The organism is Pradoshia sp. D12 (genome assembly GCF_008935075.1).
Taxonomy (GTDB): domain Bacteria; phylum Bacillota; class Bacilli; order Bacillales; family Pradoshiaceae; genus Pradoshia.
In genome coordinates, this window is sequence record NZ_CP044545.1 from 3,437,511 (window position 1) to 3,464,201 (window position 26,691).

Below are 26,691 nucleotides of genomic sequence, written 5' to 3' on the forward strand. Positions count from 1 at the left end.
CTTCTTTCCTTCTATACGCTCATTTATTCTTTTTATATCTTACTATATGGAATGTTTCAACCAATACGATTCAGTGTACAGACAATATTAGTACAATTTAAGGAATCATCAAATTTGATAAATTGTTGTATAAATTATTTAATTAAATTATGGTATGCGTATAATTCCCATAACCTTTCCTGAAGGAGGAATTTAATTGAAGAGATTATTAGCCGCACTAACAGATAGGGTTACTACTAAACGCGGCATGTGGATAACGTTAATTGCATGGTTAGTAGTGACCTTAGGATTATTCTTATTTGCACCAAGTGCCAAAGATTATGATGTGTCGAGTATACAAACATTACCTGATGATGCAAAATCCGTTATTGCCAACGAAGAACTGAACAAATATTTTAAAGATGATCAGGGGGTCCCAGCCCTTTTAGTATTCTCAGCTGAGTCAGGAAAAGCAGACACGCAGACAATAAGTCAAGCGATGGATGTGATCATTAAGGAAGATATAAAAGGAGTTAAGGAAGCTGTTCCTTTTTCTTCACTGCCTCCACAGGCACAGGTACAATTCTTATCAAAGGATGGAACAACAGCTGTTGTACCGCTTAATTTTGAAAGCTCACTTGAGTCAAAAGAGATTCAAGCCGGTATTGAGGATATCTATGCTGCAGTAGAAGATACCACTGCTGATATGACATTCAAGATTACTGGACCGGCGGGAATTGCCGCTGATACATTGGGCTTATTTTCAAAAGCCGACCTTGTCTTATTATTTTCAACAGTTGGATTGATTTTAGTCCTGCTAATTGTTATTTATCGTTCCCCATTATTGGCACTTATTCCGCTTTTGGCTGCTGGTTTTGTGTATATAGTAGTAGATCAGTTGCTCGGAATAATGGGGAAAGCTGGTTTGGAAATGAGCACGCAATCTCTCTCCATTATGACCATTCTCTTATTTGCAGCTGTAATAGATTATTCTCTATTTGTCTTTGCACGATATCGAGAAGAACTGAAACGTTATACCAGCAAGCATGAAGCAATGAGTTTGGCGATGCGAGAAACAGGCGAACCTGTTTTCTTCTCAGGCGGGACGGTTTTGGCTGCCATGCTTGTCCTATTCCTAGCTAAAAATGGGGACTATCAAAGCTTTGCACCTACCTTTGCCACAACGATGTTTATCATCATGATCGCATCAGTGACACTCGTTCCGGCTTTATTTACCCTATTTGGCCGAAAATCCTTTTGGCCTAAGGTCCCTCAGGTTGGGGAAAGCAATCAAACAAAAGCTACTTTCTGGTCCAGAACTGCAAACTTTGTTACCACCAAGCCTTTAATGGCTGGAGGAATTGTATTTGCTATTCTACTTATCTCTGCCTTAAACATATTTAATATAAAATATGAATTTGATACAGTAAAAGGATTCCCAGAGGATATGCAATCTCGCGAAGGCTATGAGATTGTGGAAGAAAAGTTCGATAAAGGTGACTTGGCACCAACAACCGTTTTACTTAAATCTGAACAATCTATTTCAAAAGACCAAAGTGAAAAACTTGCAAAAACACTTGAAGAACAAAATCTAGTGGCAAGTATTCGCCAATCAGGTGCTACTGAAGATGGAAAAGCACTACAGTACAGCCTTTCATTTTCAGAAAGTCCATATGCATTAGAATCCTTAGATGCTTTAGAGTCCATACGAGACAAATCAGATAAGCTCTTAAAAGATGCAGACATTGAAGGGGAGCTATACTTCGCTGGAGAAACTGCTACAAAAGTGGACGATCGAACCATTAATGATCGGGATATTATCGTGATTGTCATTGCAGAAACATTACTCATTTTAGTCCTACTGTTTGTTCTGACCAGATCCTTCAAGATGCCGATTTATATGATGGGAACGATTTTGCTATCCTTCCTGGCAGCTCTAGGCCTTGGAACATTTTTAACAGATATCCTATTTGGTATTGATGCTATTAACACCCGTGTACCGCTGTATGCTTTCGTTTTCCTTGTAGCACTGGGTATCGATTATAATATTATTTTAATATCCAGATACAAAGAAGAACGTGAAAAGCACCCTGTTAAAAAAGCTGTAGAAATCGCGGTGGCTAATACAGGCGGTGTCATTTCCTCCGCTGGAATCATTCTTGCGGCCACATTCGCTGTATTAATGACACAGCCCATAGCCGTTTTATTTGTTTTTGGTTTTATTGTAGCAATAGGCATTATATTGGATACATTCCTTGTAAGAGGCCTATTACTGCCTTCTCTAATCCTGTTCTTTGAAAAAGATGCAGATCAACAGAAAGAAGTTCATTCAACTAAACTGTAATTTAACCCACCAATACCCGGTATTGATGACAGGATTTAAATGTCACCGATACCGGGTATTGATATTTTATAGTTTGGAAAAGAATAATTTGATCCGTCTTTCATTATATTCACCAAAATCAACCATTATAGAAAGTATGACTGTGTATCAATATCCGAATCACTAGGAGGACAGGATATGACCGAACAAAATTTTGCTAAACAACAGGAAGAACAACGACTATCAACCATTATCAAGATTATTGAGAATAAAGCCAATAAGCTGAACCAATCATCAGGTGGACTCAAGGATGAAGTCATTTATATTCGCAAAACCTTTTGGGAAGATGTCACCGTCAATATGGACAATGTTGAGGATGCAGTCGAAACATTGGCGAGCATAAAACAGCAATCTGAATTACTGTCAGAAAGAGAAAGAACCCAACATCAGATTACGAAGCAACTAAAAACACTGGACCTACTTAAAGACTCCCCATATTTCGGCAGGATTGATTTTCATGAAGACGGTGAAGAACAAATAGATCAAGTCTATATTGGAATTGCTTCTCTAATGGATCAGAACAATGAAAATTTCCTGATCTATGATTGGCGTGCCCCAATCTCGAGTCTATACTATGACCACTCACCCGGACCCGCTGAATATCAAACACTCGAAGGGTCCATCACGGGCACGATGGAGCTAAAGAGACAATATATCATCAAAAATGGAAAGCTTAAAAGTATGTTTGATACCGGCTTAACAATAGGGGATGAACTCTTAAAAGAAGTTCTTGGCACCCGTGCGGATAATCAAATGAAGAATATTGTTGCCACGATTCAAAAAGAGCAAAATAAAATTATTCGTAACGTACAAAGTAAGTATTTGGTCGTCCAGGGTGTGGCCGGAAGCGGTAAAACTTCGGCTGCCCTTCAGCGCGTGGCTTTTTTACTATATCGTTATTTTGGGAAGATCAAATCAGATCATATCTTATTATTTTCTCCAAATCCCTTATTCAACAGCTATATAGCCACTGTTCTGCCTAATTTAGGTGAAGAAAACATGCAACAAATTACTTTTCAGGATTATATCGAAAAGTATGTAGGTAACGAATTTGATATCGAGGATCCTTTTCAGCAAATGGAATACGTATTGAAAAATGAACAGGATGAATATTACCAGGCTCGACTTGAAGGAATTCGTTTTAAATCCCATTTGCAGTATAAACAATTGATAGATGCCTATATTCACCATCTCAGTCGACAGGATTTAAAATTTAAAACAATTTCTTTTCGCGGTGAAACACTTATTTCGGCAAGTGAAATTGCGGAATACTTTTACTCTCTTGATAACAGGAGTCCTATCCAACTTCGTATGCAGACCATGAAGGATTGGCTTTTACAAAAGCTGGATCATAAAGAAAAACTCGAATATAAAAAAGAATGGGTAGAAGATGAACTAGAGTTACTTGAAACAGATGAATATACCGAGACTTATTTGGAGATTCAGGCAAAAGATCGCTGGTCAGAGGACACATTTAATGATTTTGAACACGAGAAAGATGAATTGGCAAAAAAATTAGTTCGTAAATATTTTAATCCAATAAAAAAAGCCATTAAAAATCTAAAATTTATCCATGTAAAAGCTATCTATAAGAACTTCTTCCTTAATGGCTATAAATATATCAATGATGCAGATTATCCTGAATCATGGCCAAGGATTTGTGATTACACCTTAGACAAATGCAAACAAAACCAATTAGCCAATGAAGATGCAACAGCTTATATTTATTTAAAGGCACAATTGGAGGGGCGAAAAACTAATAATATTATCCGGCACTTATTTATTGATGAGGCACAGGATTATTCGCCATTTCAATTTGCTGTTCTTAAACAACTTTTTCCAAATAGTAAAATGACCATTTTAGGCGACTTTAATCAGGCTATTTATGCTCATTCGATGAATGCGCCAACCCTTCTGTCTAATGAGCTGTATGAGTCAGAGAGCTTTGAGAAGATGGTTCTGACAAAGAGCTACCGATCAACCCGTCAAATTGTTGACTTTACGAAGGAAATTTTGGGCAATGTCCAAATTGAGCCATTTAATAGAACTGGGCCAAAACCTACAATAAAAATCGTAAATAACAATTCAGAACGGACCCAGGAAATAATGAATCTGATCGCTTCTTTGGAGAACGCTGGTCATCAAACCATTGCGATTATATGCAAAACAGAAGAAGAAACTCGGAATGCCTACGTAGAATTATCAAAAAACCTCGATGTCCAGCTCATGCAAAAAAACACCTATTCGTATAATAAGGGAATATTAATTCTGCCTTCCTATTTATCAAAAGGAATTGAATTCGATGCTGTCATTATTTTTGATGCATCAAAAGAAACCTATAGCCGCGAATTGGAGAGAAAATTATTCTATACGGCTTGTACAAGAGCTATGCACGAACTCTATCTGGTTAGCAGTGATGAAATGAGTCCATTTCTTGATGGGATACCGACTGATTTATACCATATTGATTAAAGGCATAAAAAGACCTGAATGGGCTATAACCCTTCAGGTCTTCTCCATTTATGGAGTTATTTATTCTTGTCCCGGAAAATAGATGGTAAAGGCTGTCCCTTCACCAGGCTTGCTTTTTACACGGATTGACCCTTTCATCGAATCAATTATCCGATATACCGCCATCATTCCAAGACCTGTTCCTTCTACCCCTTTTGTTGAATAATAGGGCTCGCCCAAACGCTTTAATTGTTCATTGGTCATACCAATGCCCGTATCGATGATATGTATATCTACACCTTTTCTCTTATGATCCGTGTTGATTGTAAGAGAACCCCCATGACCCATTGATTCGATTCCATTTTTTAAGATATTAACGAAACATTGCTGAAATAATTGCTTTTCTCCTCTCACTATAAAGGAAGCTACTTCAATCTGAATACGTACATTTCGCATAGTAGCCAGCGGCTGAACAATATCAGCTACTTTATTCAACTCTGCTTGAATATTGATATCTTCTTTACTGTTAATATGCGGTTTAGCAAACGCCAGAAAATCTTTAATAATGTTATCAGCCCGGTCCAATTCGGATAGCGCAATATCAATATACTGCTCCTTTTTTTCCTTCGTAAGATTCTCATCACTTCTTAATAATTGTAAAAATCCTTTCGTGGCTGTTAATGGATTACGAACTTCATGTGAAATTGAGGCTGCTAAATGACTGACAGACTGCATCTTTTCCGTATCAATCAATTTACTCTTAAAGTTTCTGTTTTTCTCTAGCCTTTCTATTGAATAAACAAGCCAGACCGTTCCAGTTATATACAAGAAAACATATAAAATTTGATTTAGTGTTTTAATATCGTTAATCATTATAATTGTAAAAATCTCCATAATAGCCAAAGAGGAAATAAGCGCCGTTACAAAGGAGGCAACTAAACGCTGCCTGGTCATTAGTTTGAAGTATTGCTTTCTCATAACCATTGCAGAGAAAAGGACAAACATGCCTGAAAAAAAGTGAAACCATTCAAATGAAGAGGTGTAAAGGATAGACGCAGTAAATGTCAGCATGTATAAACTGATACCGATTGCATACCCACCATAAAATATACCGATAACAATGGATATAGAACTAAAATTCATGATCTGAATGCCAGGAGGTGATTCAGCAGTGAAGAATACAATATTAACAAGAATCGCAATCGCTTGACCAATTCCAACGATTAAAGGATTAATCACTCCAAGTACCCCATATTTAACATGCCAAAAGTAAATGAATTGAATAATAATCAGAATGATAAATAGATTAATAAATAACTTTGCAATGAATTCACTTGTCATCTGATTCTCCTTCTAAATACATCTATACTTGAAGTTTAGAGGAAAATATATCCAAAGTAAATTATTATTTTTAGAAGTCTCAGTATATTAATCTAAACTCATAAAAGCTAGAACTCTATATTATTAATCTTTTCGTAACCTTCAAAGGCGAGCCTCCAAAACATACTGCAATAATCCCCCTTCATTTCCGGGATAGAAAGTCCTGCATACATTAATTCATCTCCACCATATATTAAGGATGTATGTTTATCGAGGTATTCTTTCTCGGGATTTAACCCCCTGAGCCTCAGAATACGGAACGGTTCTGCAGACTGTGCCATCATTCTGAAATACATCACAACCGTTTCAGATAAATCTTGACTAACAAATTGCCAAGCTGCCTGATTTCCTGCAAATGGGCTAAGTAATCGATAATACGTGCCAAATTGTATAATCGAACGAATTTCCTTATACAAGGAAATCTGGTCTTTAATCATTTTCTTTTCTAATTGACTCAGTTTGGAAAAATCCAGCTCGTATCCTAGATTTCCTGACATAGCAACATGTCCACGCATGTTTAAAGAAGTGTGACGATGCACCTGATGATTTGGGCTTGCTGACACATGAGCACCCATTGTCACCGGTGGATACACAAGGCTTGTTCCGTGCTGGATTTTTAACCTTGAGATAGCATCTGTATTGTCACTCGTCCATACTTGAGGCATATAAAACAGCATCCCTGGATCATATCTTCCCCCTCCCCCCGAACAACTCTCAAATAAGACCGTTGGATGGCGGGTAGTCAACACCTCTAATATATAATAGAGTCCCAGAATGTAGCGATGCCCTGTTTCTCTTTGGCGTTCTAAAGGTAAAGCAAGTGACCCCACTTCCGTCATATGTCGATTCATATCCCACTTCACATAGCTAATAGGAGCAGATAATAAGACATTTGAAACCGATTCAATAATGTACTCACATACCTCGACTCTTGTTAGATCGAGGACCAATTGATGACGTCCTAATGATTTCGGGCGATTGGGAACTTGAATACACCAATCGGGATGATTTCGATATAAGTCACTTTCCATAGATACCATTTCCGGTTCAAACCAAAGCCCAAAGTTCATCCCAAGCCGATTAATTTGCTCTGCCAGCTTTTTTAACCCACCAGGCAATTTTTGCTTATTTACAGACCAATCTCCAAGAGAAGTTTTAGTGTTGTTACGTTTTCCAAACCATCCATCATCCAGAACAAATAATTCAATTCCAAGATCCTTGCCTTCTTGTGCAAGCAGTAAAAGCTTGTCAGAGTTAAATTTAAAATAAGTAGCTTCCCAGTTATTCAACAATACTGGCCGCAGACAATCTCTGTACTGCCCTCTCGCCAATCGAAAACGATATAATTCATGATAAGTTCTCGACATGTCACTGAAACCCTTATAAGAATAAACCATAACGACTTCCGGTGTTTGAAAGATTTCTCCACTCCCCAAATGCCAACTAAAATTAAAGGGATTAATACCAATGGAAAGGCGCGTGGTTTCATACTGATCAACCTCAGCCTGCGCTATAAAATTCCCACTATAAACCAGGCTGAAACCGTATACTTCTCCATACTCTTCATTTGTATCTGGCTTTGCCAGGCACATAAAGGGATTATGCTGATGACTGCTGGCCCCACGTCTGCTCTCGATGAGATGGCTTCCGGCTGTTAAACGTTTTCTGGATAGATTACATTCATTTGCATGGGCGCCATATAAAGTGAGCAAATCAAATTCGCTTTCTCTAAAATCAACAGAAGCACTCATGGCTTTCAGTATACTCACTGGGTTATCTCCATGATTGATAAACCGGACTGACCGAGTGATCACATTGGATTGTTCGTATGTACTATACGTCAATATCGCCTGAAGCCCCGTTTGATTATCCATAAGGGTAAAATCTATAGAGGTTGCTTCCTCTTCTTCTTCAATGTACGTAGCAGGTAATCCGGTTAATTTTCGTTTCCCCTTATATATGTGAAAATGTTTATATTTTAAATCAGTAACGGCTGAACCATCCGAAAATTGAACTTGATAGGCCGGCGTACGAAAATCAGTGTTGTTTGCTGGATATTCCTGAGGCAACGTATCAAGGGAAAACGTTCTGTCAAACCCTTCTGGTTGTGGAGAGAACAATCGGTACTTAAACTGTAATTGATTGCTTTCATTCACATCCTTGATCCTTTTCCCCCAATATAAATGAGACAGATATGCTTGATGATAGATTTTTATCACATAGCTCATTTCACCAGCTTGCAAATGGAATATTTTCCGTTTAGGACAGTACGACACTCCCATTTTGATCTCCCTCATATCTTTTCTTCTATATATATGTACACGAAAATACCAACTTGCTCATAAATGCAAAAAAAAGAAGCCTTAAAATAAGGCTTCAAAGCGAAATCTTCATCTATTTAAATAATGTCTTCTACCCAAGGGGGCAAGGCAGTCGACAGTTATTCTCAGTTATTATTTCTCCGTTACTGTAACAGATACGGTTTTCTCCACTCCATTTCGATAAAGCTTGATTTTGACCTTATCTCCATTTGCAGCATTAGAATACAAGTATTTTCTGAACTCCCCAAGTGTAGTGACTTCCGCATCATTGATTGCCACTACCACGTCCTTAGCCTCTATACCTGCTTCAGCAGCGGGAGAACCGGTTTCCACCTGAGTTACTAACACTCCACTTGTTATCTCGGAAGGAAGATTCAATTGTTGCTGCAATACATATTGAGGTATTTCGGATATAGATTGCAAGCCTACACCAATATATGGACGTTGTACTTTTCCATCGGCAAGAAGGTCATTAACAATATCTGAAACATCCTTACTTGGAATAGCAAACCCTATTCCCTCAACCTCTTCAGATGATATTTTCATACTGTTGATACCAATAACTTGTCCGTCGGAATTGACAAGCGCTCCGCCACTGTTCCCAGGGTTTATAGCTGCATCCGTTTGAATTGCATCCATATCCCATTCACCAGCAGATGTAGCAACCGTTACTGTACGCTGCAATCCGCTGATAATTCCCTGGGTTACGGACCCCGAGAAGTCAAGACCCAAAGGGTTACCTATTGCCAACACTGGTTCACCAACACTTAGCTTTTCAGAGTCTCCGAATTCGGCTACTTTTGTCACTTTGCTTCCATCAATTTTTAATACCGCCAAGTCTGTTAATGGATCTGTTCCAACCAGTTCAGCCGTTATCCTTGTACCTTCTGCCAAGGACACCTCAATAGTATCTGCATTCTCAATAACATGATTATTGGTCACAATAAATGCATCTTTTCCCGATTTTTTGAAAATAACCCCAGAACCAGTCCCGCTCTCCTGGCTGTTATTGGACTCCTCATTGATTGTTGGTTGGCGGTAGTCATAGTAATTAGATGAGTTTTGTATATTCACTATACCTACAACCGCAGGAGAAACCTCCTCAATCATTTGAATTAGTTCAGAGGTTGTTTTCGTAGAGTCAACAATCTTCAGGCCATCCTCATCATTTACCTTATCATTTGTAGCAATGGCTGTTTTAACAGGTCCATCATCACCTGGCAGTACGCCTGATAAATCAACAAAACCTAAGTAAGAACCTGCTCCAAGTGCCACCATTCCACCAAGAATTGCGGTAATGACTGGTGTCAGCCATCTGGACCTTTTTTTCTTCTCTCTTTTAGATCTAACCTCTGCTTGATCATCAGATGCTTGAAGCGGTTGTACTTCCACGCATTCATTTACTTGTTCATTATTTTCATCTGTCATATCTTCTTCCTTGGCAGAGCTTAGTTCATGATATCCACGATATGAAATAATTTCTGTTTCAATATCTTTCTCATCTGGTAATGCAGGAATCTGAATATTATCCTGATTAGCAGTATCTATTGGTCTATCAAAATCATCATAATCACGACGGTTATTGTTTTCCATCCAAATTCCTCTCCTCACTCATTAAACTGTCTATTTAATATATTACGATAATTGTAGAATAATTGCATTTCTGCTCTTCTCACTATCTAATTTACTAACTGTATGTGTCAACAAAATGTCAAAATCTTTTCTCCTCTTAAAAAATTTAAAAGCTGCCTGTTCTTTGGCAGCTTTTAAACATAATCATTATGTTCTGGGGGCCTACAGGATGTAGGCCACAAAGACGTTGCCACAGGACGTGGCGCTTTTAGTCTTCGTTCCTTAAACGAGGCTCTTCAGCACTATGGTAATCCGGCTTCAGAGCCTAGGAGTTCGGGACATAAGCATAGCCTCTTCGGGGAAGAACATCCCCTTCGAGCCTCTGTCTTATGCTCCTCACTCCTGGGCAAGGCTCTTCAGCACTATGGTAAACGTTGTACCTTCTTCACTGCTATTCGTTAATACCAAATCTCCATCCATTGCATTGGCGAGCATTCTGCTGAATGGGAGTCCTAGTCCTAGACCGCGGATTTTGTATTTTTTATCTTCTCCTCGATAAAAACGTTCAAATATTAAATCCTGCTCGGCAAGCGGGATTCCCGAACCGCTGTCCTGTACATCGATTGCGACATGATCCTCATCATATTTATAAATACGGACCTCTATCGTTCCCTCTCCTTGAATAGCATGCTTGGAATTATTCAAGAGATTAATCATAATTTGCTGCAATCGCAGAGGGTCCGCCGATACTACCATATCTTCTTTTGGTTGCTGTACAGTAACTTTAACAAGTTGATCATCCTGCACAATATCCCATTGGTAAATCATTTCATTAATGACCTCACCAATTTTTACAGACTCTCTGTTAACAGGGATGGCATTGGCTGTAAAGGAGTTGAACTCCAATAAGTCTCCCACCATTTTTTGCATACGAGTCGTTTCCTGTAAGGATATGGCCAGAAACTCTTTTGCTTCTTCCCCTGTTACAACTCCATCATTAACGGCTTGAAGCAAACCGCTGATAGACGTTACAGGCGTCTTTAATTCATGTGTTACACCTGCCAGCAATTCAGCTCGCATAGCTTCAAGCTGCTCCAATTTAATAGCCATTTCCTTAAAGGAATGGACTAAATCATAAACTTCCTGTTCATTTACCTCTTCAATAAGTTCAATATTATAATTTCCTTTTTGAACCTGCTTAGCTGCTTCAGCTACATTCTCAATCGGCTTAACCAGTCTTTTGGATAAAAAGTAAATCGCAACCCATCCGAGCAAGGCCAAACTTAAAATCATAATCAAAAGTAATTTGTATTCCTGATCTACTGCAGTTAACTCATCCTCAGATTGCATAACGACAATCCAACTAATCACCGTATCATTCACAATCATAGGCCGCTTAACCAAATAATAATCTCTGCCACCAATATTGTTTAATTGTTTCACTTCATCCTTACTATTAAGCAGTGCAGTTGAAAATGAAGATACATTAAGGTGATTACTTGAACGATTCTCAATTACTATTTTTCCATTTACATCCACCACATAAATGGACGGATTGCCGCTGACCTCTAATAATTTTTTTCGATTGGCAAAAACCTCTGGATTCTGCTCTGTTTGAATATCAGTTCCAACCGTTTGATCCAGTATTCGCGCTGCTACTTCCTCAGCCAAATATTTATTAATATCCAGGTTCTTATTAAGAGTGGATTGCCTGATAATGATTCCTGTAAGGAATCCTATGACAATAAGTCCAATAAACAGGGTAACCAGATATCGTGTCGTCCAGTATTTCAACAAACTGACACGTTTAGTCGGATGGTTTTTCTTTTTTTGACCCAAGTGCTTCAGAAAATACATTTGCAGTTTATTATTTTTTTTCATAGACACTTAATTGATACCCCAATCCTCGCAGAGTTTTAATTTCTCCTTCAGATGCAGGCCAGTTTTGCAGAGACTTTCTCAGCCTTTTGATGGACAAATCTACCGCTCGGTCACTGCCGTCGTAATCCATCCCCCATACATGATCAATTAATTGATCTCTCGTAAATAATTGATTAGGATTTTGTGCCAAGAAGATGAGCAGTGAGAGATCGCGCGGTGTTAAGTCAAGCTCTACTCCATTTAATGTAACATTATGAGCTTTCATATTAATGCACAACGCGCCAAACTGTTTCTTTTCCTTATCATCAATGACCTGTCCAGATCTTCTCAATACTGCCTGGACACGGGCAACCACTTCATCTCCAATGAAGGGTTTAGTGATATAGTCGTCAGCTCCATCATTTAAGCCTGTGAGCTTGTAATTAATATCACCAAGTGCTGTGAGCATAATAACAGGGCATGCGCTTTTCGTACGAATTTCTTTTAATATATCCCATCCACTCATACCTGGAAGCATAACATCGAGCAAAACAAGATTCGGTTGAAACTCCTCAAATTTAGCAATGGCTTCACCACCTGTAAATACTTGTTCAACTTCGTAGTTTACTTTCTTCAAGTAAGCCTTTAAAACCTGGCTGATGGCTTTTTCATCTTCTACAATCATGATTTTTTGCATCTTTCGTACTCACTCCTCGAGGATTAAAAGATAGGACAAAAATCCCCGATAACTCGGAGATTTTCATTAAACAAAATTCACTTATTGGTGCGAATGTTCGCTTATATTATTAACAATCGTTATTTGGCCTTTAGAAAGACGAATCGTTTGATCTGCAATGTCAGCAATATGCTGATCATGCGTAACGATGATGACACATTTATTTTCCTCATGTGCCAGCTGCATAAATAACTTAATGATGTCTTGAGCGGTATCCTCATCGAGGTTTCCAGTCGGTTCATCTGCTACAATTAAATCTGATTTACAGCAAAGGGCTCGTGCAATGGAGACACGTTGCTGCTGACCGCCACTCAGTGTGAGCACCTTTTGTCCAGCCTGCTTTTCATCGATGCCCACTTTTCTAAGCATCTCGAGTGCATACTGTTTTTTGTCCTTAACCTTATTTCCGGTAATCTCCATCGCTGTAGTGACATTTTGTAACGCAGTCATATAGGGCAGTAAATTATAGGATTGGAAGACAATCGAAACATATTTATTTCGAAACGTGGTATATCCAATTTTTCTAATATCTTTTCCTTCGTATAATACCTGTCCATCCTTAGGAGCATCCAGCGCACTCGCCAAGGCGAGAAGCGTAGTTTTTCCTGAACCAGAAGGACCGACAATTGCATAAAATAATCCTTTATTAAAAGAAACATTAATTTTCTTTACTATATCATGCTGTTTATTATTATGTCTGTACCAATAACTTAGATCCTTAAACTCCAATAATGCGCTCATTTACGGTTCCTCCTAATCCTGTCTTGAAAGTATTGCTTTTGGCTGCAATCGAAGTATGGATAATGATGGGATCAATGTAGCCAGGATGGCAATCAGTAAACCAATACCGGTTAACATACCAAGATCGGAAGCAGTTACTTTAACATCTAGATCATCCACTTGAGCTGTTTCCACCAGTGCCTGATTCGGTGCACCAGGAGCGTTTCCTCCTCCCATTCCAGGGCCCATGCCGCCTTCCATTTGCATTCCTTTACCGACAAATGGATCCATTGTGGATTGTGTATCCGTTTCTACTTGTTGGGATAATAATTGATCGCCGATTTTATCAGCTGCTACATTACCAGTGACAGAAGCTATACCAAGTGCAAATACAGCAATGATTAGTATTTCTACAATAAACTGCCCTATCAACTTGCTCTTCTTTTCTCCAATGGCAAGCAGTACGCCCATTTCATATTTACGCTCCCGTATACCAAGCATTACAATCAGTCCTAAAATAATCGCACCTGCAATAGTCACGAGATAGACAACGTTCTTAGAAAAGGATGCTACATTGTTAATTGGTTCAACCATTTGTTGATACAACTGATCGTTGGCATCCAATTTAAATATGTCCGTATCAATAGCTCCGGTCGCTTCTGCATCCTCAATAAAAGAATCCGTATCCGCTGGGTCATTCATGTAGTAGACTGCGCTTTCGATTGTATCCTTGTAATCTTCACCCTTCAATTCATTAACAAGTGTGTATGGTACATATACTTTGTTATACGGATTCATGGCAGTGAAGTTCATCATACCTGAATCAGTAGATATTGAAGAAGTTTTGTAAATGCCGATTATTTCGACTTCAACAGTTGTATCTTCATCTGTTGAAGAGGTCACCTCTAATTGGTCCCCAACTACCAATTCGTTCTCTTCAGCCAGTGTCTCTTCGATAATGGCTACATTTTTATTTAAATGGTCATCTGATAGATGAGTGCCCTCTACCATTTCGGCATCTCCATCCATAAATTCGCTTGTTGTATCTGTAAAAGCTACTCCCTGGAGACTAATATCGGCATCCGCCATACTTGGACTGCCGCCTCCTCCAAATCCCGGACCTTGGCCATTTTTGTTCGTTTCATTTGTTGTACTTGTTGACTCTGTTTCTATTGGATCAAAATTTCCAGCCACTCCAAATGTAGTAGAATAATAGTTATATCCTTTTATCTGTGACAAAGATAGTAATTCATTTGCATCCTCAACCGCGACAGGCTCTTCTGTTAATCTAACAGGTTCTCTGTTTTCTTGATTTTCACGCTCCTGCCGTTGCTGCTCCATTAATTTTTCTCGATCAGCACTTAGTGTGACTTCACTGCCAAGACTCTGTTTTGCGAGCTCTGCTGATTTGTTTGCTGCTGTTTGTATCGATAAGCCAGATAAAACAAGCACACAGATAACTGTGAATACAACTAACTGTAGAATGCTCTTCCCTTTTCTGGCTTTTACACTTAAAAAAGCCCTTTTTATAAAGTTCATCTTTTTCATCCTTTCTGACAATCTATACCGGGTAAATCCTTAGAAAAGCTTTTCTATAAAAAATCTTACGACCATAATGTGTCGATAAAATGTCAAACAAAACTAAAAATATTTGTGTAGGCGAAACTATTATATTTGTATGAAAAGCTTTACAATTGACGTTAGAAATATTGATTATGTACAGTTGAAAAGAATATAACTATTAATATAACCGCTTGATACATAGATTTTTTTATACTTCATAGACACATAATTATCTAAGCATTTTAAGCGGTTTTAGAGGAGAAACTCATGGAAAATAAAAAAATATTGCCCGTTCTATTCCTGGTCATGTTTTTAGTGATGGTTGGCTTCGGGATTATCATTCCGGTCCTTCCATTTTTAGCAGAAGAGGTCGGCGGCACACCTACCCAGCTTGGCTTACTAATGGCAGTTTATTCGTTAATGCAGTTAATTTTCGCTCCGATTTGGGGAAAGATATCGGATCGAATCGGCAGAAAACCAGTCATGTTAATCGGTATATTTGGTCTGGCTTTATCATTCTTCATCATGGCCATAGCCAATTCATTATGGATAATGTTTGTGGCACGGATCATTGGTGGTATCCTTTCCTCAGCCAATATGCCAACTACCATGGCCTATGTAGCAGATATTACGACTGAAGAAGATCGTGGAAAAGGAATGGGGATTATAGGAGCAGCGACCGGGTTAGGCTTCATCTTCGGTCCAGCAATTGGCGGGATTCTTTCAAAATCCAGCTTAAATACGCCTTTCTTAATTGCCGGAATCCTCTCTACTTTGACGTTCTTATTAGTACTTATTGTTCTTAAGGAATCCTTAACAGCTGAACAATTAGGAAAACAAAGCTCGGGCAACAAATCGATGTGGATGAATTTTAGCGGTGCTGCTTCTATCTTGTTTGTGCTTCAATGCGTCGTATCTTTGTCTATGGCTGGTCTTGAAGCAACTTTTGCTTATTTTGCCGCTAATAAGGCTGGAATTGATACGGTCCAATTAGGATATATCTTTATGATTATGGGATTTGGCAGTGCGATTGTGCAGGGAGGACTCATTGGAATTATGACGAAGAAATGGGGAGAAGGCCGAGTCATTCAAATCGGGCTAATCGTTTCAATCATCGGGTTTATACTAATCCTATTTACCAATAGCTTCTGGACTGCAACACTCTTTATAACAATCTTCGGGTTAGGCAATGGACTTATTCGTCCAGCTGTCACTGCATTGCTGACAAAGACCTCAACAGGAGGACACGGCAGCTCAACCGGACTACTTTCATCCTTTGATTCCCTTGGCAGGATCATAGGCCCGCCACTTGGAGGTTTACTGTATTCATTCGCCGTTGGACTCCCTTATATTTCAGGAGCTATTCTGACTGTAGGTGCATTATTGCTTTATCAGGTTTACCATGCTCAGGCAAGAAAAGTTCAAGCTTTATAAAATTATAGTATTGAAGCCTTCGATTTTTTACCATCGGAGGCTTTTTTGTTTTATAAGAGGTAATCTTAAGCGCTATGGGCAGGCGCTGGCTGGTTTTTTCCTCAATCCGGCTTTATTATTCCTGCTTTCCGCTGGTTTATTCACCTAATTGGCTGGTTTCTGCCTCTTTCCCGCTGGATTTCCTGCCGAATCGGCGGGATTCCCCCTGTTACTCTCCCTAGAATATCCTAATCATCAGTTTCCTTTCCGCTATTTCACTTGCAATCTAGATTCGGTCTATATTTAGGAGGAATTTTGAGTGAATTATAGAATATAGGTATATCATAACTAACATTTTGTTAGCGGGGAGCCTTTACTTAATTTTATGCAACTTAATGGCTAGTAAGTTAACCGGAAGGATTCATGCTGAAAGAAGGAATATGATTCTTTTTGGAGAATTGAATATACATGAAACTAATTATGGACTTGGGAGACTTCTAATGGAACTTACAATAAGTAAAGATTATTTCAACGAGGCATTATCCGATGTTAGCAGGGCAGTGACAACAAAATCGCTTTTACCAATTCTAACAGGCATAAAGTTGGTCGCTAAGGAGGATTGTTTAATTCTGATTGGCAGCAATTCCAATATTGCAATAGAAAAAATAATTCCTTTAGAAATGAACGGTATCCGGATATTAAACATAGATGAAACTGGCAGCGCAGTTCTTCCAGCTAAATATTTATGTGAAGTTGTAAAAAAATTATCTGATGATATTCATATAAAGGTAACTGGAAATAACGTAGCTAAAATTCAATCTGATGAAGTCATGGTATACCTAAATGGATTTAATCCTGGCAAGTATCCCACTTACCCTTCAATAAAGACAAACCATTTTATACAGATACACAGCTCTGCCTTAATGGAAATAATCAAACAAACTACATTTGCAGTCTCCAAAAGTGAAACAAGACCTGTTCTAACTGGTGTGAATATGTCGTTTAAAGAGAATAAGCTAACCTGTGTTGCGACCAATTCCCATCGACTGGCTTTAAGGAAAGTACCAATAAACTCACAAATTGAAGCTTCTTTCATTGTTCCTGGTGCCAGCCTTACTGAGCTCACAAAACTAATGAATAATGAAAAAGATCTTATACATATTTACATATTAGACAATTATATCGTATTCAAATCGTCGACTACCTCATTATATTCCAGACTTATTGAAGGTAATTTCCCTGGCATCTCTAAACTTATACCAGCCGATTCGAAAACCGTCATGATACTAGATACAGTAAAGTTATTAAAGGGGATAGATCGGGCTCGGCTGTTTGCAAGTGAATGGAAAAATAACAATATATTGATTGAAATGATAGATGGTAAACAAATAAAGATTGCATCAAACTCAACAGACATGGGGAAAATCGAAGAAATAATGGATATCAGAATGGTTCAAGGTGAAATTAATTTAAGTATATCTCTTGATGGAGAATTTCTACTCGATGCTTTAAAAGCCATAAAAGAAAAAGAAGTAAAATTAAGTTTTGGCGGATCCTTAAGACCCGTCTTGATTGAACCAGTTAACAATCCGTCTCATCTTCACCTTATATCCCCTGTACGATCGTATTGATGTAAATCTATTTCTTAGAAAAAAAATAACGGCTGCTTGTACACGGCAGCCGTTATTTTTTATTGAATTCTGTTTTCAACTGCCTGACATACTTCCTCAGCAGTAAGACCATCAGCGTTGATCACTGAAGCTTTTGTTGCTGTATCCTGCATACCCATTACGTTAATATCCAGGCCGGATACAACACAGCAGTCACACCCTTGTGTGTCATTTTCCTGTTTTAATTCGATTACATTATGTCCTTTATCACGTAAAGCTTGTTGAACGTCTGATAAAGATTGCTCCACACCAATTTTAGCCATAACATCCACCTCCTTCTTATGTAAATTGTCCATTAAGGCGACAAATTATACCAAAAATGCAGAAGGTCAATCGAAATATTGGTATATATATTATTATTACTGGTATAGCATTTAGTATTACAATCATGTTAATATTTGAGCAAAACTATTTACTTATAACCAATTTAAGACTATTATTCTATAAAAAGGAAAGAAAAGTGGTGTGAAAATGAAGTCAACTGGGATTGTTAGAAAAGTCGATGAACTCGGCAGAATTGTACTGCCGATTGAACTTAGAAGAACTCTTGATATTAACATAAAAGATTCTATAGAGATTTTTACGGATGAAGACAAAATTATCCTGCAAAAATATACACCGGGTAAGGCTTGTGCCATTACAGGTGAAGTCAGTAATCAGAATATTTCATTAGCCAATGGAAAGATTGTGTTAAGTCAGGAAGGATTACGAATACTAAATTCAGAATTAAATCGAGTGATTGAAAGATAAAAGGCGATTCTTTATCGCCTTTTACCTCGAATTCAAGAGAATTTTATACTTACTTACTTACTAGCATCGACTGTAATATGTTTAAATGCTTGGAAATTAAAGAGTCCTTGATTTGTTAATTTAAGTTGCGGACTAACTGGCAGTGCCAAAAAGGATCACATTAAAAAGGATTAACATCCTTTGAGGCACCGAGTTGTTCTAATCCTTTATGCAGCCGTCCAACTTTCTGATTTATCATGCAGGCAAAACAAAAAGCATGAGTCCAGTAAAGTACCGAACTCATGCCCTAAATCATCTGCAAAACAATATGTCATTTACTCAATTATTCTTTCACTAGATCCTCGATTGAATCTATATCCATGTAAGTAGGAACAACGAGTCCACTCTTGGCACCTTTTAGATTTGGACCCAGATCGGTTAAATCTTCCTTATACTTATCATAGTAGGCATTATGAGTTAATGGCAGCCAAGCCGCAACCATGGCATCTGCTTTTTGATTGGCAATTGATGCAAACATCGGCCCAATTTCTACCTGCTTTAATTCCGGACTATATCCATGCATTCTTAATACTTCACCAATAACATTTGTTGATGCGATCTCTGACTCCCAGGCAACATAGATTAGACTAATACTTTGTCCTTCTCCCTTTTCTGCACCTGTCAGCCATTGATCCACCTTATTTGGATATTTTTCAATCCATTTGGCGGCTGCCTCTTTTGGTGTCATTCCTCCTTCCATGTCCACCATTACCTCTTCCATATCAGCTGGAGTCCAGTAAAATTGATCTAAGATTTGTTCTGCTCCAGGCAACTCTTCTTTCAAGCCTTTTCGGACCAATGTATGGATGTTTTCACTTTGGCCATATACATTCTTGGGATCATCTAAATATTTCAGATCATATTTTTGGAACTTCCAATGCGGTGTCCAACCTGTCAGAATAATTGGATCCTGATTATCGTAAGCTTTTTGAAGCTCAGCAACCATAGCAGCAGATGATCCTTCCTGCAAAGTCCAGTCTTCTTTCAGTCCATATTTCTTCAACACTTCTTCAGTTGCTGACATAATTCCTGCTCCAGGCTCAATACCCACAATTTTATAATCCACCTGATTGCCCACATAAGCATCATCTTTTGTACCTGTTTCTGCAGAAGAAGATAATGCTATATATGCGTATCCTCCAAGGAAAATTAAGATGATGAAACTATAAACCCATTTCTTAGCAATTACTCTTTCATATACAGGAGTTCTGAGGTTTTGCGATAATCTGTCTAAAATAATTGCAATGATAACAAGTGCTAAACCAGCTTCGAATCCTTCACCTACTGCTATTTGCGAAACGGCACGGTATACCTCGGCACCCAATCCAGGCGCACCAACAAGGGATGCCATAACCACCATAGATAAAGAAAGCATGATACTTTGGTTGATTCCGGCCATTATCGTTGAAACAGCCAATGGCAGTTGGACCTTTGTGATTTTCTGCCACGTGGTGGAACCAAAGGCTTGAGAAGCTTCTATTAAATCTGCCGGAACCTCCCGGATTCCTAAGTTCGTCATTCGAATCGTCGGCGCAACAGCGAAAATAAAAGAGGCCACGATTCCCGGAACGACTCCAATTCCAAAGAAAAGGATGGCAGGAATCAGATAAACGAAGCCAGGCATCGTTTGCATGAAATCCAGAATCGGCATTACAATTCTCTTCACCGTATTACTCTGTGACGCCCAAATACCAATTGGGACTCCGACAATAACCGTAATCAGTACGGATGCCAAGACTAATGCCAATGTTTGAATCATAGCATCCCATAATCCTAAATTATCAATCAATAATAATCCTATAAACGTTAATAATGCCATGCCCCAATTATTTGTATATAAAACTAGCAGAGTAATCAGGATAATTAACAGAATGGAAGGTCCTAAGCCCAGTACTTCCACACTTGTATCAATAATAGTTTGAATGAACATCGAAATCCAATTAAATAGTGGTCCACATACTTCTGTTACCCAATCAATAAAACGATCTACTCCAGAAGCTATCGGTAATTTTTCTAGGTTCATTGACTTTCCTCCTTATCTTGGAGTACATCTTTGTTACCAGCCAATGCTCCAATGACAACACCACGTACAAGAACACCCTTCAATCTGTTAGCTTCATCAACGATTGCTAATGGGATTTGTGCATTTGCCATATCGTCGAGCAAATCAGATAGAATCGTATTTTCCAATGCTGTTGGCACTTCTTTTGTCATGACCTCTTCTATAGGGATTTTCTTTAGAATAGCTTCTCTTGCCTGGTCGGCGGAGAGCGCCCCAAGCAGTGTCTGCTTGCGGTCTACGATAAATATACTGGAGTATCCCCTGTCTTTCATAATTTGTAAGGCAACACGAGGACCTCTGTCAATTGTAATACGTTCCGCCCGAGTCATAATCGAAGACGCAGTCAGAACATGTGACAAATCGATATCTTCAATAAATCGTTCAACATAATCATTGGCAGGATTCATCATGATTTCCTCAGGAGTTCCCACTTGAATTACCCTGCCATCACGCATCAAAGCGATCCGGTCACCTATTCTTAAAGCTTCATCCAAGTCATGCGTAATAAACACAATTGTTTTTTTGTAATTATCCTGGATCTCCAGCAGCTCATCCTGCATGCTTTTGCGGATAAGTGGATCAAGGGCACTAAATGCCTCATCCATAAGAAGAATATCTGTATCACTGGCCAAAGCCCTCGCAAGTCCAACACGCTGTTGCATCCCGCCGCTCAATTGGGATGGATATTGATCTTCATATCCTTTTAGGCCAACTACTTCGAGTGATTCCATTGCCTTCTGTTTTCGTTCCTGTTCAGGTATTTTTTGAATTTCCAATCCATACTCTGTATTCTCCAGGATAGTTTTATGAGGAAATAGGGCGAAGTTTTGAAACACCATACTAATTTTCTTTCTTCTAGTTTCACGTAATTCAGCCGGTGACATGTTAACTATATTCTCATTATCAATCAAAATCTCACCGGATGTCGGGGCAATTAGACGGTTTAACATTCGAATCAACGTGGATTTCCCACTCCCCGATAATCCCATAACTACAAAAATTTCTCCTTCATAGATATCAAGATTGGCATTATTAACCCCAATCGTACATCCTGTTTTCTTTAAGATATCTTTTTTTGAAGAGCCCTGCTTCAATAATTCAAGTGCAGATTGTGGAGATTTTCCAAACACTTTTACAACATTTTTTATACTTATTTTTGGCTGCAAACAACCACTCCTTCTATGTATTTTTTTGAAACAAACCATTTTCCCCTACTTATTACTATATCCTATTTCGGGAAAATCTAAACTTTTTTGCTCCTTTATACCCTTTTGCATAAGAATTGACACTAAAAAAGCCCCTCTTTTATGAGGGGCCAGACATTCAATTTATCAAATTCTATTCTTCTTCACCAATTATTTTTACTTCTGTTTCCAGGCTGACGCCAAAATTAGCTTTAACCGTGTCCTGAACATGCTTAATTAATGCCAGATAGTCAGTAGCAGTAGCATCTCCAGTGTTAATAATGAACCCAGCATGCTTTGTAGAAACCTGTGCTCCACCAATTTGAGCCCCTTGCAAACCGCTATCCTGAATCAGTTTACCTGCAAAATAGCCCGGCGGACGTTTAAATACACTTCCGCAGGAAGGATACTCAAGCGGTTGCTTGGACTCCCTTAAAAAGGTTAACTCATCCATTTTTTCTTTAATTTCTTTTACATCTCCCGGTACTGGGGCAAAACGGGCTTCTAAAACGATATAGTTTTGCTTGGCAATCAAACTGCTGCGGTAAGTAAGCTCCATCTCATCTTTCGTCAATGTAAGAAGCTCACCCTTCTCATTTAACACGATCGCTGACTCAATCACCTGGGAGATTTCTCCACCGTAAGCACCAGCATTCATATACACAGCTCCACCGACTGAACCGGGGATTCCGCACGCAAACTCTAGTCCCGTCAGCTTCTGTTCTAAAGCAAAGCGTGATACATCAATAATGGTTGCTCCGCTCTGGGCAATAATTTTCCCATCTTCCATATAAATCTTATCCAAATGATTTAGAATCAGGACAATTCCTCTTATTCCACCATCTCTAACAATTAAATTCGACCCATTTCCTAAAATAGTCAACGGTATATCATTCTTATTTGCATAAAGTATCGTACTTTGAACCTCTTCATAGGTTGTAGGCAACACCAAAAAGTCTGCATTCCCACCCGTTTTAGTAAATGTATATTCACGTAAAGGTTCATCCTGTTTAATATGTTCTGCCTGAATAATCTGCTGCAATTCTTCAATTGTTTTTTGTTTATTCATACTCTCAACCTTCTGAATTTATATTTGTCATATCTTATTATATACATGATTCACTCTGGTAAATCACTGCAAATGGTTGGAAATCGCTAAAACTACATTCATGAGTAAAACGATAATCCTGTTAGTGAGATATCTTTAGAACAACCTCATTGACTATCATACTATAAATATGCCCTATAAAAAAATAGTTATATCTATACCAAGATACATCGAGTTAATTAAATGAACCATTTTTCTTTATGTATATGACATATACCTAAACTAATGTGCAAAAAGCATCATCCCTCCTTAAGGATGATGCTAAGTACACACTCTAAGCCCTTTTAATCTCTAATGTTCTTGCAACTAAGGATAAACCGTAATTAACCACAAAATACATAAGTGCAACGAGAATCAGGATGGGGTAAATATAGTTCCCGTTTTGCGCGTAAATAATCTGGCCGTTATGTGTCAGTTCTGGCAATGCAATAATAACCGCTAATGATGTATCTTTTAACAAGGAAATAAACTGACTAACAATAGGTGGAACCATGTTCCGCAAGGCCTGTGGCAAAATAATATGAATAAGTGTCTGTATGTAATTTAAACCTGATGAACGAGCTGCTTCTATATGTCCTTTTGGCACTGAGTTTAGGCCACTTCTGATAATTTCTGAAATCATGGCAGATTCAAAAATGGTTAACGCCATAATGGCCGCAGTCGTTACACTCATATTCAAGGACCAGCCTCTGCTTGGATCCTGTAAACCAAAATAAACAAAGAAAATAATTAGGATTAGTGGCAGATTTCGGATCGTTTCTACGATAACCGCCACAATCTTTGATAACAATGGTACCTTGGCATAACGGATTATTCCTAATATCCCCCCGATAATAAAACTAAGGATAATAGAAATTACAGCAACCTTTAGCGTAACAAGAAATCCATCTACTAAAAATTTAAGATTATCGGGCGTATATGCTCCTGCAAAATCCATGATTACGCCTCCTTACGAGCTTTTTGCCAGGTGTTTTTCTAAATACCCTACACCTAAACTGAGTGGAATGGTGATAACCAAATAGAATATAGCAACAAAAATATAGACATCAAATACAACAAATGTGTGGAGAGAGATCAAATCAGCCTGATACATTAATTCACCGCCAGCAATGACAGCCAAAATGGATGAATTTTTGACTAAATTAATAAATTGATTGCCTAATGGAGGAATAACAACTTTTATAGCCTGAGGCAAAACAATCATTCTCATGGCCTGCCCATAGGTTAAGCCTGATGAACGGGCTGCTTCCATTTGCCCTTTGTGAATTGAAAGAATCCCTGCACGAATGGCCTCTGCTATAAAAGCCGCCGTATAGATCGTTAATGCTAATGATCCCGCCGCAAAGCCTGGCATTTTCGCCCCATAATAAAAGAGAAATGCAATGATCAACAAAGGGATATTTCGTACAAATTCAACATAGGCAGTCCCAATCCAATTAAGTGGCTTGAAAGGCGCAATCCTCATGACTGCGATCACTGCTCCTAAAAAAAAGCTTCCTACGAGGGCTAATAAACTTATTTGTATCGTCTTTAGAAAACCCTCTAAATACATATCCATATTTTCTGCGAGTATAGAAAAATCCAGCAATTGATTCACTCCTCTTAATCAATCAGGATGAGCCTGTATGCCCATCCTGATTGGAGAAATTATTTATTTTTGATCCATTTATTAAGTATCTCATCATAAGTTCCGTTATCTTTAATTGTTTTTAGAGCTTTATTTAATTCATCCACTAATTCTGTATTACCTTTTTTAACAGCGATTCCATATGGCTCTTCCGTAAATTGTCCGCCAACTAATTCATACGAAGGATCTTCATCAACCATTCCATACAGGATGGCATCATCCGTTGTTAAAGCATCTCCTTGTCCGGATTTAAGTGCTGTAAAAGCTTCTGCATAGTTTTCATATTGCAGAACTTCTGCATCCGGTGCTTTTTCAGCTATATTTATAGCAGAAGTAGAACCTTTAACGGCAAGAACTTTGGTACCCGCTTTTAAATCATCTATGCTTTTAATTTTGCTTCCCTTTTTAACAAGCAATGATTGACCTGCTTCAAAATAAACATCTGTGAAATCTACTTCCTTTTTACGCTCCTCTGTAATTGTCATAGTGGCAACAACAGCATCAATCTTTCCATTCTGCAGCAATGGCACACGTGTTTTAGAAGTCACTTCTACGAACTCTACTTTATTTTCATCCCCAATTACCTCTTTAGCCAGTGCTTTTGCAATGTCCACATCAAAGCCTTCTACTTTACCAGTGCTCGTATTTTTCAATCCAAACAGGCGTGTATCATTTTTCACGCCAAATACGATTTTATCTTTATCCTTAATTTTTTCCAGACCCTTTTCAGATGATCCTCCGGTTGTTTCTTCTTTACTACCGCAGGCTGCCAACATGAATACAGCAATGATTGAGAGTATTGATACCTTCCAAAACTTTTTTAATGACATTCTTTTTCCCCCTTATTAATGATTTAAAATACGGCTTAAGAACGAACGAGCCCTTTCTTCCTGTGGATTCGTAAAGAATTCAGCCGGTGTGGATTCTTCTAAGATTTTTCCTTCATCCATAAAGACAATACGATTAGCAACCTCTTTCGCAAAGCCCATTTCATGCGTGACGACAACCATCGTCATACCTTCCTTCGCCAGCGCTTTCATAACATCCAATACTTCACCAATCATCTCAGGATCGAGAGCGGAGGTTGGTTCATCAAAAAGCATAACTTCCGGATTCATCGCTAATCCTCTTGCAATAGCTACACGTTGTTGCTGCCCGCCGGAAAGCTGGGCAGGATATGCATTTGCCTTATCAGGAATCCCTACTTTTTCAAGATATAGTTTTGCAGTCTTTTCGGCTTCCTCTTTAGATTTACCCAACACTTTCATAGGAGCCAATGTTATATTTTGAAGAACTGTTTTATGAGGATATAAATAAAAATGCTGAAATACCATACCGATATCACGACGAAGCTCGTTGATATTTGTCTTTTTATCCGTCACCGAAATACCATTTACTTTTAAAGTACCGCTATTAATCGCTTCGAGACGATTAATGCATCTGAGCATCGTACTTTTACCAGATCCCGAAGGACCAATTACGACTACTACTTCTCCCTTTTCAATTTGTAGATTTATATCTTTTAGAACATGAAAATCACCAAAATACTTATTTACATGATCAAAGACAATCAAAATACTTCCCCCTTGCTGATATTTGCAGCAATATTTTATATTTTCTGATATTATATGGACTACTTAGAATTATATGTATATAAAGTTTGTCCGTCAATCAAATTAAAACAGAATTTTCCGTTTTTGGAATAATTATACTTAGATAGGATCCATTAAATAACCTCTTATTATCATGACAATATACTATTTTTTTCTGAAAATATGTTTATGTGCGTAGTGGTTTAATCATTCTAATAGAATTTATTGAAGTAGCAAATTCATCTCATCTAGATGTAAAACTTGCTGTACTAAGAAATGTC

At 38.3% G+C, this 26,691-nt stretch carries 20 protein-coding genes; 5 read left to right on the top strand and 15 right to left on the bottom strand.

Annotated elements, in window-relative coordinates; translation table 11 throughout:
* Nucleotides 1–196 precede the first annotated feature (196 nt).
* Nucleotides 197–2,323: an MMPL family transporter gene (locus F7984_RS16630; protein ID WP_066106414.1), complete on the top strand. Its 2,127-nt coding sequence runs from the start codon at nucleotides 197–199 to the stop codon at nucleotides 2,321–2,323.
* Nucleotides 2,324–2,500: 177 nt separating this feature from the next.
* Entirely contained in the window at nucleotides 2,501–4,834 is a 2,334-nt protein-coding gene (gene helD, locus F7984_RS16635; RefSeq protein WP_140461735.1) for an RNA polymerase recycling motor HelD, read from the top strand.
* A 60-nt stretch (nucleotides 4,835–4,894) separates the two neighbouring features.
* Here the strand turns inward: helD and F7984_RS16640 are convergent, their stop codons facing one another.
* The 7 genes from F7984_RS16640 to F7984_RS16670 all read right to left on the bottom strand — a co-directional run bounded on the left by F7984_RS16640 (nucleotide 4,895) and on the right by F7984_RS16670 (nucleotide 14,941).
* Nucleotides 4,895–6,154, bottom strand: a complete 1,260-nt coding sequence (locus F7984_RS16640; RefSeq protein WP_140461736.1) for a sensor histidine kinase — start codon at nucleotides 6,152–6,154, stop codon at nucleotides 4,895–4,897.
* A gap of 107 nt (nucleotides 6,155–6,261) precedes the next feature.
* Nucleotides 6,262–8,475: an alpha-galactosidase gene (locus F7984_RS16645; RefSeq protein ID WP_140461737.1), complete on the bottom strand. Its 2,214-nt coding sequence runs from the start codon at nucleotides 8,473–8,475 to the stop codon at nucleotides 6,262–6,264.
* 171 nt (nucleotides 8,476–8,646) lie between these two features.
* The gene (locus F7984_RS16650; RefSeq protein ID WP_140461738.1) at nucleotides 8,647–10,107 is read right to left on the bottom strand and encodes a S1C family serine protease; all 1,461 of its coding nucleotides are present in this window, start codon (nucleotides 10,105–10,107) and stop codon (nucleotides 8,647–8,649) included.
* A gap of 375 nt (nucleotides 10,108–10,482) precedes the next feature.
* Complete coding sequence (locus tag F7984_RS16655) at nucleotides 10,483–11,967, bottom strand: HAMP domain-containing sensor histidine kinase (RefSeq protein WP_225983625.1); 1,485 nt, start codon at nucleotides 11,965–11,967, stop codon at nucleotides 10,483–10,485.
* The gene (locus tag F7984_RS16660) at nucleotides 11,954–12,643 is read right to left on the bottom strand and encodes a response regulator transcription factor (RefSeq protein ID WP_139892251.1); all 690 of its coding nucleotides are present in this window, start codon (nucleotides 12,641–12,643) and stop codon (nucleotides 11,954–11,956) included. Before F7984_RS16660 ends, F7984_RS16655 begins: the two co-directional genes overlap by 14 nt.
* A gap of 81 nt (nucleotides 12,644–12,724) precedes the next feature.
* Nucleotides 12,725–13,423 carry an ABC transporter ATP-binding protein gene (locus F7984_RS16665; RefSeq protein WP_066106398.1) on the bottom strand — a complete coding sequence of 233 codons (699 nt, stop codon included), beginning with the start codon at nucleotides 13,421–13,423 and terminating at the stop codon, nucleotides 12,725–12,727.
* Nucleotides 13,424–13,435: 12 nt separating this feature from the next.
* Nucleotides 13,436–14,941, bottom strand: coding sequence for an ABC transporter permease (locus tag F7984_RS16670; RefSeq protein WP_140461739.1), 1,506 nt, complete (start codon nucleotides 14,939–14,941; stop codon nucleotides 13,436–13,438).
* A gap of 291 nt (nucleotides 14,942–15,232) precedes the next feature.
* Between F7984_RS16670 and F7984_RS16675 the strand changes: the two genes are divergently transcribed.
* Both F7984_RS16675 and dnaN read left to right on the top strand, forming a co-directional pair.
* Entirely contained in the window at nucleotides 15,233–16,399 is a 1,167-nt protein-coding gene (locus F7984_RS16675; protein WP_140461740.1) for an MFS transporter, read from the top strand.
* A 479-nt stretch (nucleotides 16,400–16,878) separates the two neighbouring features.
* Nucleotides 16,879–18,009 (top strand): DNA polymerase III subunit beta, encoded by a 1,131-nt coding sequence (gene dnaN / locus F7984_RS16680; protein ID WP_066106897.1) that lies wholly within the window; start codon nucleotides 16,879–16,881, stop codon nucleotides 18,007–18,009.
* 59 nt (nucleotides 18,010–18,068) lie between these two features.
* On the opposite strand, the gene F7984_RS16685 is transcribed toward dnaN, so the two are convergent.
* A complete protein-coding gene (locus F7984_RS16685; RefSeq protein ID WP_066106389.1) occupies nucleotides 18,069–18,311 on the bottom strand; it encodes a YkuS family protein in 243 nt (80 codons plus the stop codon).
* Between the two features lie 208 nt (nucleotides 18,312–18,519).
* Here F7984_RS16685 and F7984_RS16690 point away from each other — a divergent pair, with 208 nt between their 5' ends.
* Nucleotides 18,520–18,798 carry an AbrB/MazE/SpoVT family DNA-binding domain-containing protein gene (locus F7984_RS16690; protein ID WP_066106388.1) on the top strand — a complete coding sequence of 93 codons (279 nt, stop codon included), beginning with the start codon at nucleotides 18,520–18,522 and terminating at the stop codon, nucleotides 18,796–18,798.
* A 322-nt stretch (nucleotides 18,799–19,120) separates the two neighbouring features.
* Here the strand turns inward: F7984_RS16690 and F7984_RS19655 are convergent, their stop codons facing one another.
* The 7 genes from F7984_RS19655 to F7984_RS16725 form a co-directional block, all read right to left on the bottom strand.
* Entirely contained in the window at nucleotides 19,121–20,860 is a 1,740-nt protein-coding gene (locus tag F7984_RS19655) for a glycine betaine ABC transporter substrate-binding protein (protein ID WP_140461741.1), read from the bottom strand.
* Nucleotides 20,857–22,065: a quaternary amine ABC transporter ATP-binding protein gene (locus F7984_RS16700; RefSeq protein WP_066106383.1), complete on the bottom strand. Its 1,209-nt coding sequence runs from the start codon at nucleotides 22,063–22,065 to the stop codon at nucleotides 20,857–20,859. The genes F7984_RS19655 and F7984_RS16700 overlap by 4 nt, the downstream gene beginning before the upstream one ends.
* A 172-nt stretch (nucleotides 22,066–22,237) precedes the next feature.
* On the bottom strand, nucleotides 22,238–23,152 hold the full coding sequence (gene murB, locus F7984_RS16705) for a UDP-N-acetylmuramate dehydrogenase (protein ID WP_140461742.1): 915 nt from the start codon (nucleotides 23,150–23,152) through the stop codon (nucleotides 22,238–22,240).
* Between the two features lie 313 nt (nucleotides 23,153–23,465).
* Entirely contained in the window at nucleotides 23,466–24,128 is a 663-nt protein-coding gene (locus tag F7984_RS16710; protein WP_139892246.1) for an amino acid ABC transporter permease, read from the bottom strand.
* A gap of 12 nt (nucleotides 24,129–24,140) precedes the next feature.
* Nucleotides 24,141–24,776, bottom strand: coding sequence for an amino acid ABC transporter permease (locus F7984_RS16715; RefSeq protein WP_140461923.1), 636 nt, complete (start codon nucleotides 24,774–24,776; stop codon nucleotides 24,141–24,143).
* Nucleotides 24,777–24,838: 62 nt separating this feature from the next.
* The gene (locus F7984_RS16720) at nucleotides 24,839–25,648 is read right to left on the bottom strand and encodes a transporter substrate-binding domain-containing protein (protein WP_140461743.1); all 810 of its coding nucleotides are present in this window, start codon (nucleotides 25,646–25,648) and stop codon (nucleotides 24,839–24,841) included.
* Between the two features lie 15 nt (nucleotides 25,649–25,663).
* The gene (locus F7984_RS16725) at nucleotides 25,664–26,392 is read right to left on the bottom strand and encodes an amino acid ABC transporter ATP-binding protein (RefSeq protein WP_140461744.1); all 729 of its coding nucleotides are present in this window, start codon (nucleotides 26,390–26,392) and stop codon (nucleotides 25,664–25,666) included.
* Nucleotides 26,393–26,691: the final 299 nt, after the last annotated feature.

Excerpts from the sequence above, each read along its gene's own strand:
- F7984_RS16710 (WP_139892246.1), bottom strand. The coding sequence starts at position 24,128 with ATGGATTTTGCAGGAGCATATACGCCCGATAATCTTAAATTTTTAGTA.
- F7984_RS16670 (WP_140461739.1), bottom strand. The coding sequence starts at position 14,941 with ATGAACTTTATAAAAAGGGCTTTTTTAAGTGTAAAAGCCAGAAAAGGG.
- dnaN (WP_066106897.1), top strand. The coding sequence starts at position 16,879 with ATGGAACTTACAATAAGTAAAGATTATTTCAACGAGGCATTATCCGAT.
- F7984_RS19655 (WP_140461741.1), bottom strand. The coding sequence starts at position 20,860 with ATGAACCTAGAAAAATTACCGATAGCTTCTGGAGTAGATCGTTTTATT.
- F7984_RS16660 (WP_139892251.1), bottom strand. The coding sequence starts at position 12,643 with ATGCAAAAAATCATGATTGTAGAAGATGAAAAAGCCATCAGCCAGGTT.
- F7984_RS16675 (WP_140461740.1), top strand. The coding sequence starts at position 15,233 with ATGGAAAATAAAAAAATATTGCCCGTTCTATTCCTGGTCATGTTTTTA.
- murB (WP_140461742.1), bottom strand. The coding sequence starts at position 23,152 with ATGAATAAACAAAAAACAATTGAAGAATTGCAGCAGATTATTCAGGCA.
- F7984_RS16685 (WP_066106389.1), bottom strand. The coding sequence starts at position 18,311 with ATGGCTAAAATTGGTGTGGAGCAATCTTTATCAGACGTTCAACAAGCT.
- F7984_RS16650 (WP_140461738.1), bottom strand. The coding sequence starts at position 10,107 with ATGGAAAACAATAACCGTCGTGATTATGATGATTTTGATAGACCAATA.
- F7984_RS16665 (WP_066106398.1), bottom strand. The coding sequence starts at position 13,423 with ATGAGCGCATTATTGGAGTTTAAGGATCTAAGTTATTGGTACAGACAT.
- F7984_RS16640 (WP_140461736.1), bottom strand. The coding sequence starts at position 6,154 with ATGACAAGTGAATTCATTGCAAAGTTATTTATTAATCTATTTATCATT.
- F7984_RS16645 (WP_140461737.1), bottom strand. The coding sequence starts at position 8,475 with ATGGGAGTGTCGTACTGTCCTAAACGGAAAATATTCCATTTGCAAGCT.
- helD (WP_140461735.1), top strand. The coding sequence starts at position 2,501 with ATGACCGAACAAAATTTTGCTAAACAACAGGAAGAACAACGACTATCA.
- F7984_RS16690 (WP_066106388.1), top strand. The coding sequence starts at position 18,520 with ATGAAGTCAACTGGGATTGTTAGAAAAGTCGATGAACTCGGCAGAATT.
- F7984_RS16655 (WP_225983625.1), bottom strand. The coding sequence starts at position 11,967 with ATGAAAAAAAATAATAAACTGCAAATGTATTTTCTGAAGCACTTGGGT.
- F7984_RS16720 (WP_140461743.1), bottom strand. The coding sequence starts at position 25,648 with ATGTCATTAAAAAAGTTTTGGAAGGTATCAATACTCTCAATCATTGCT.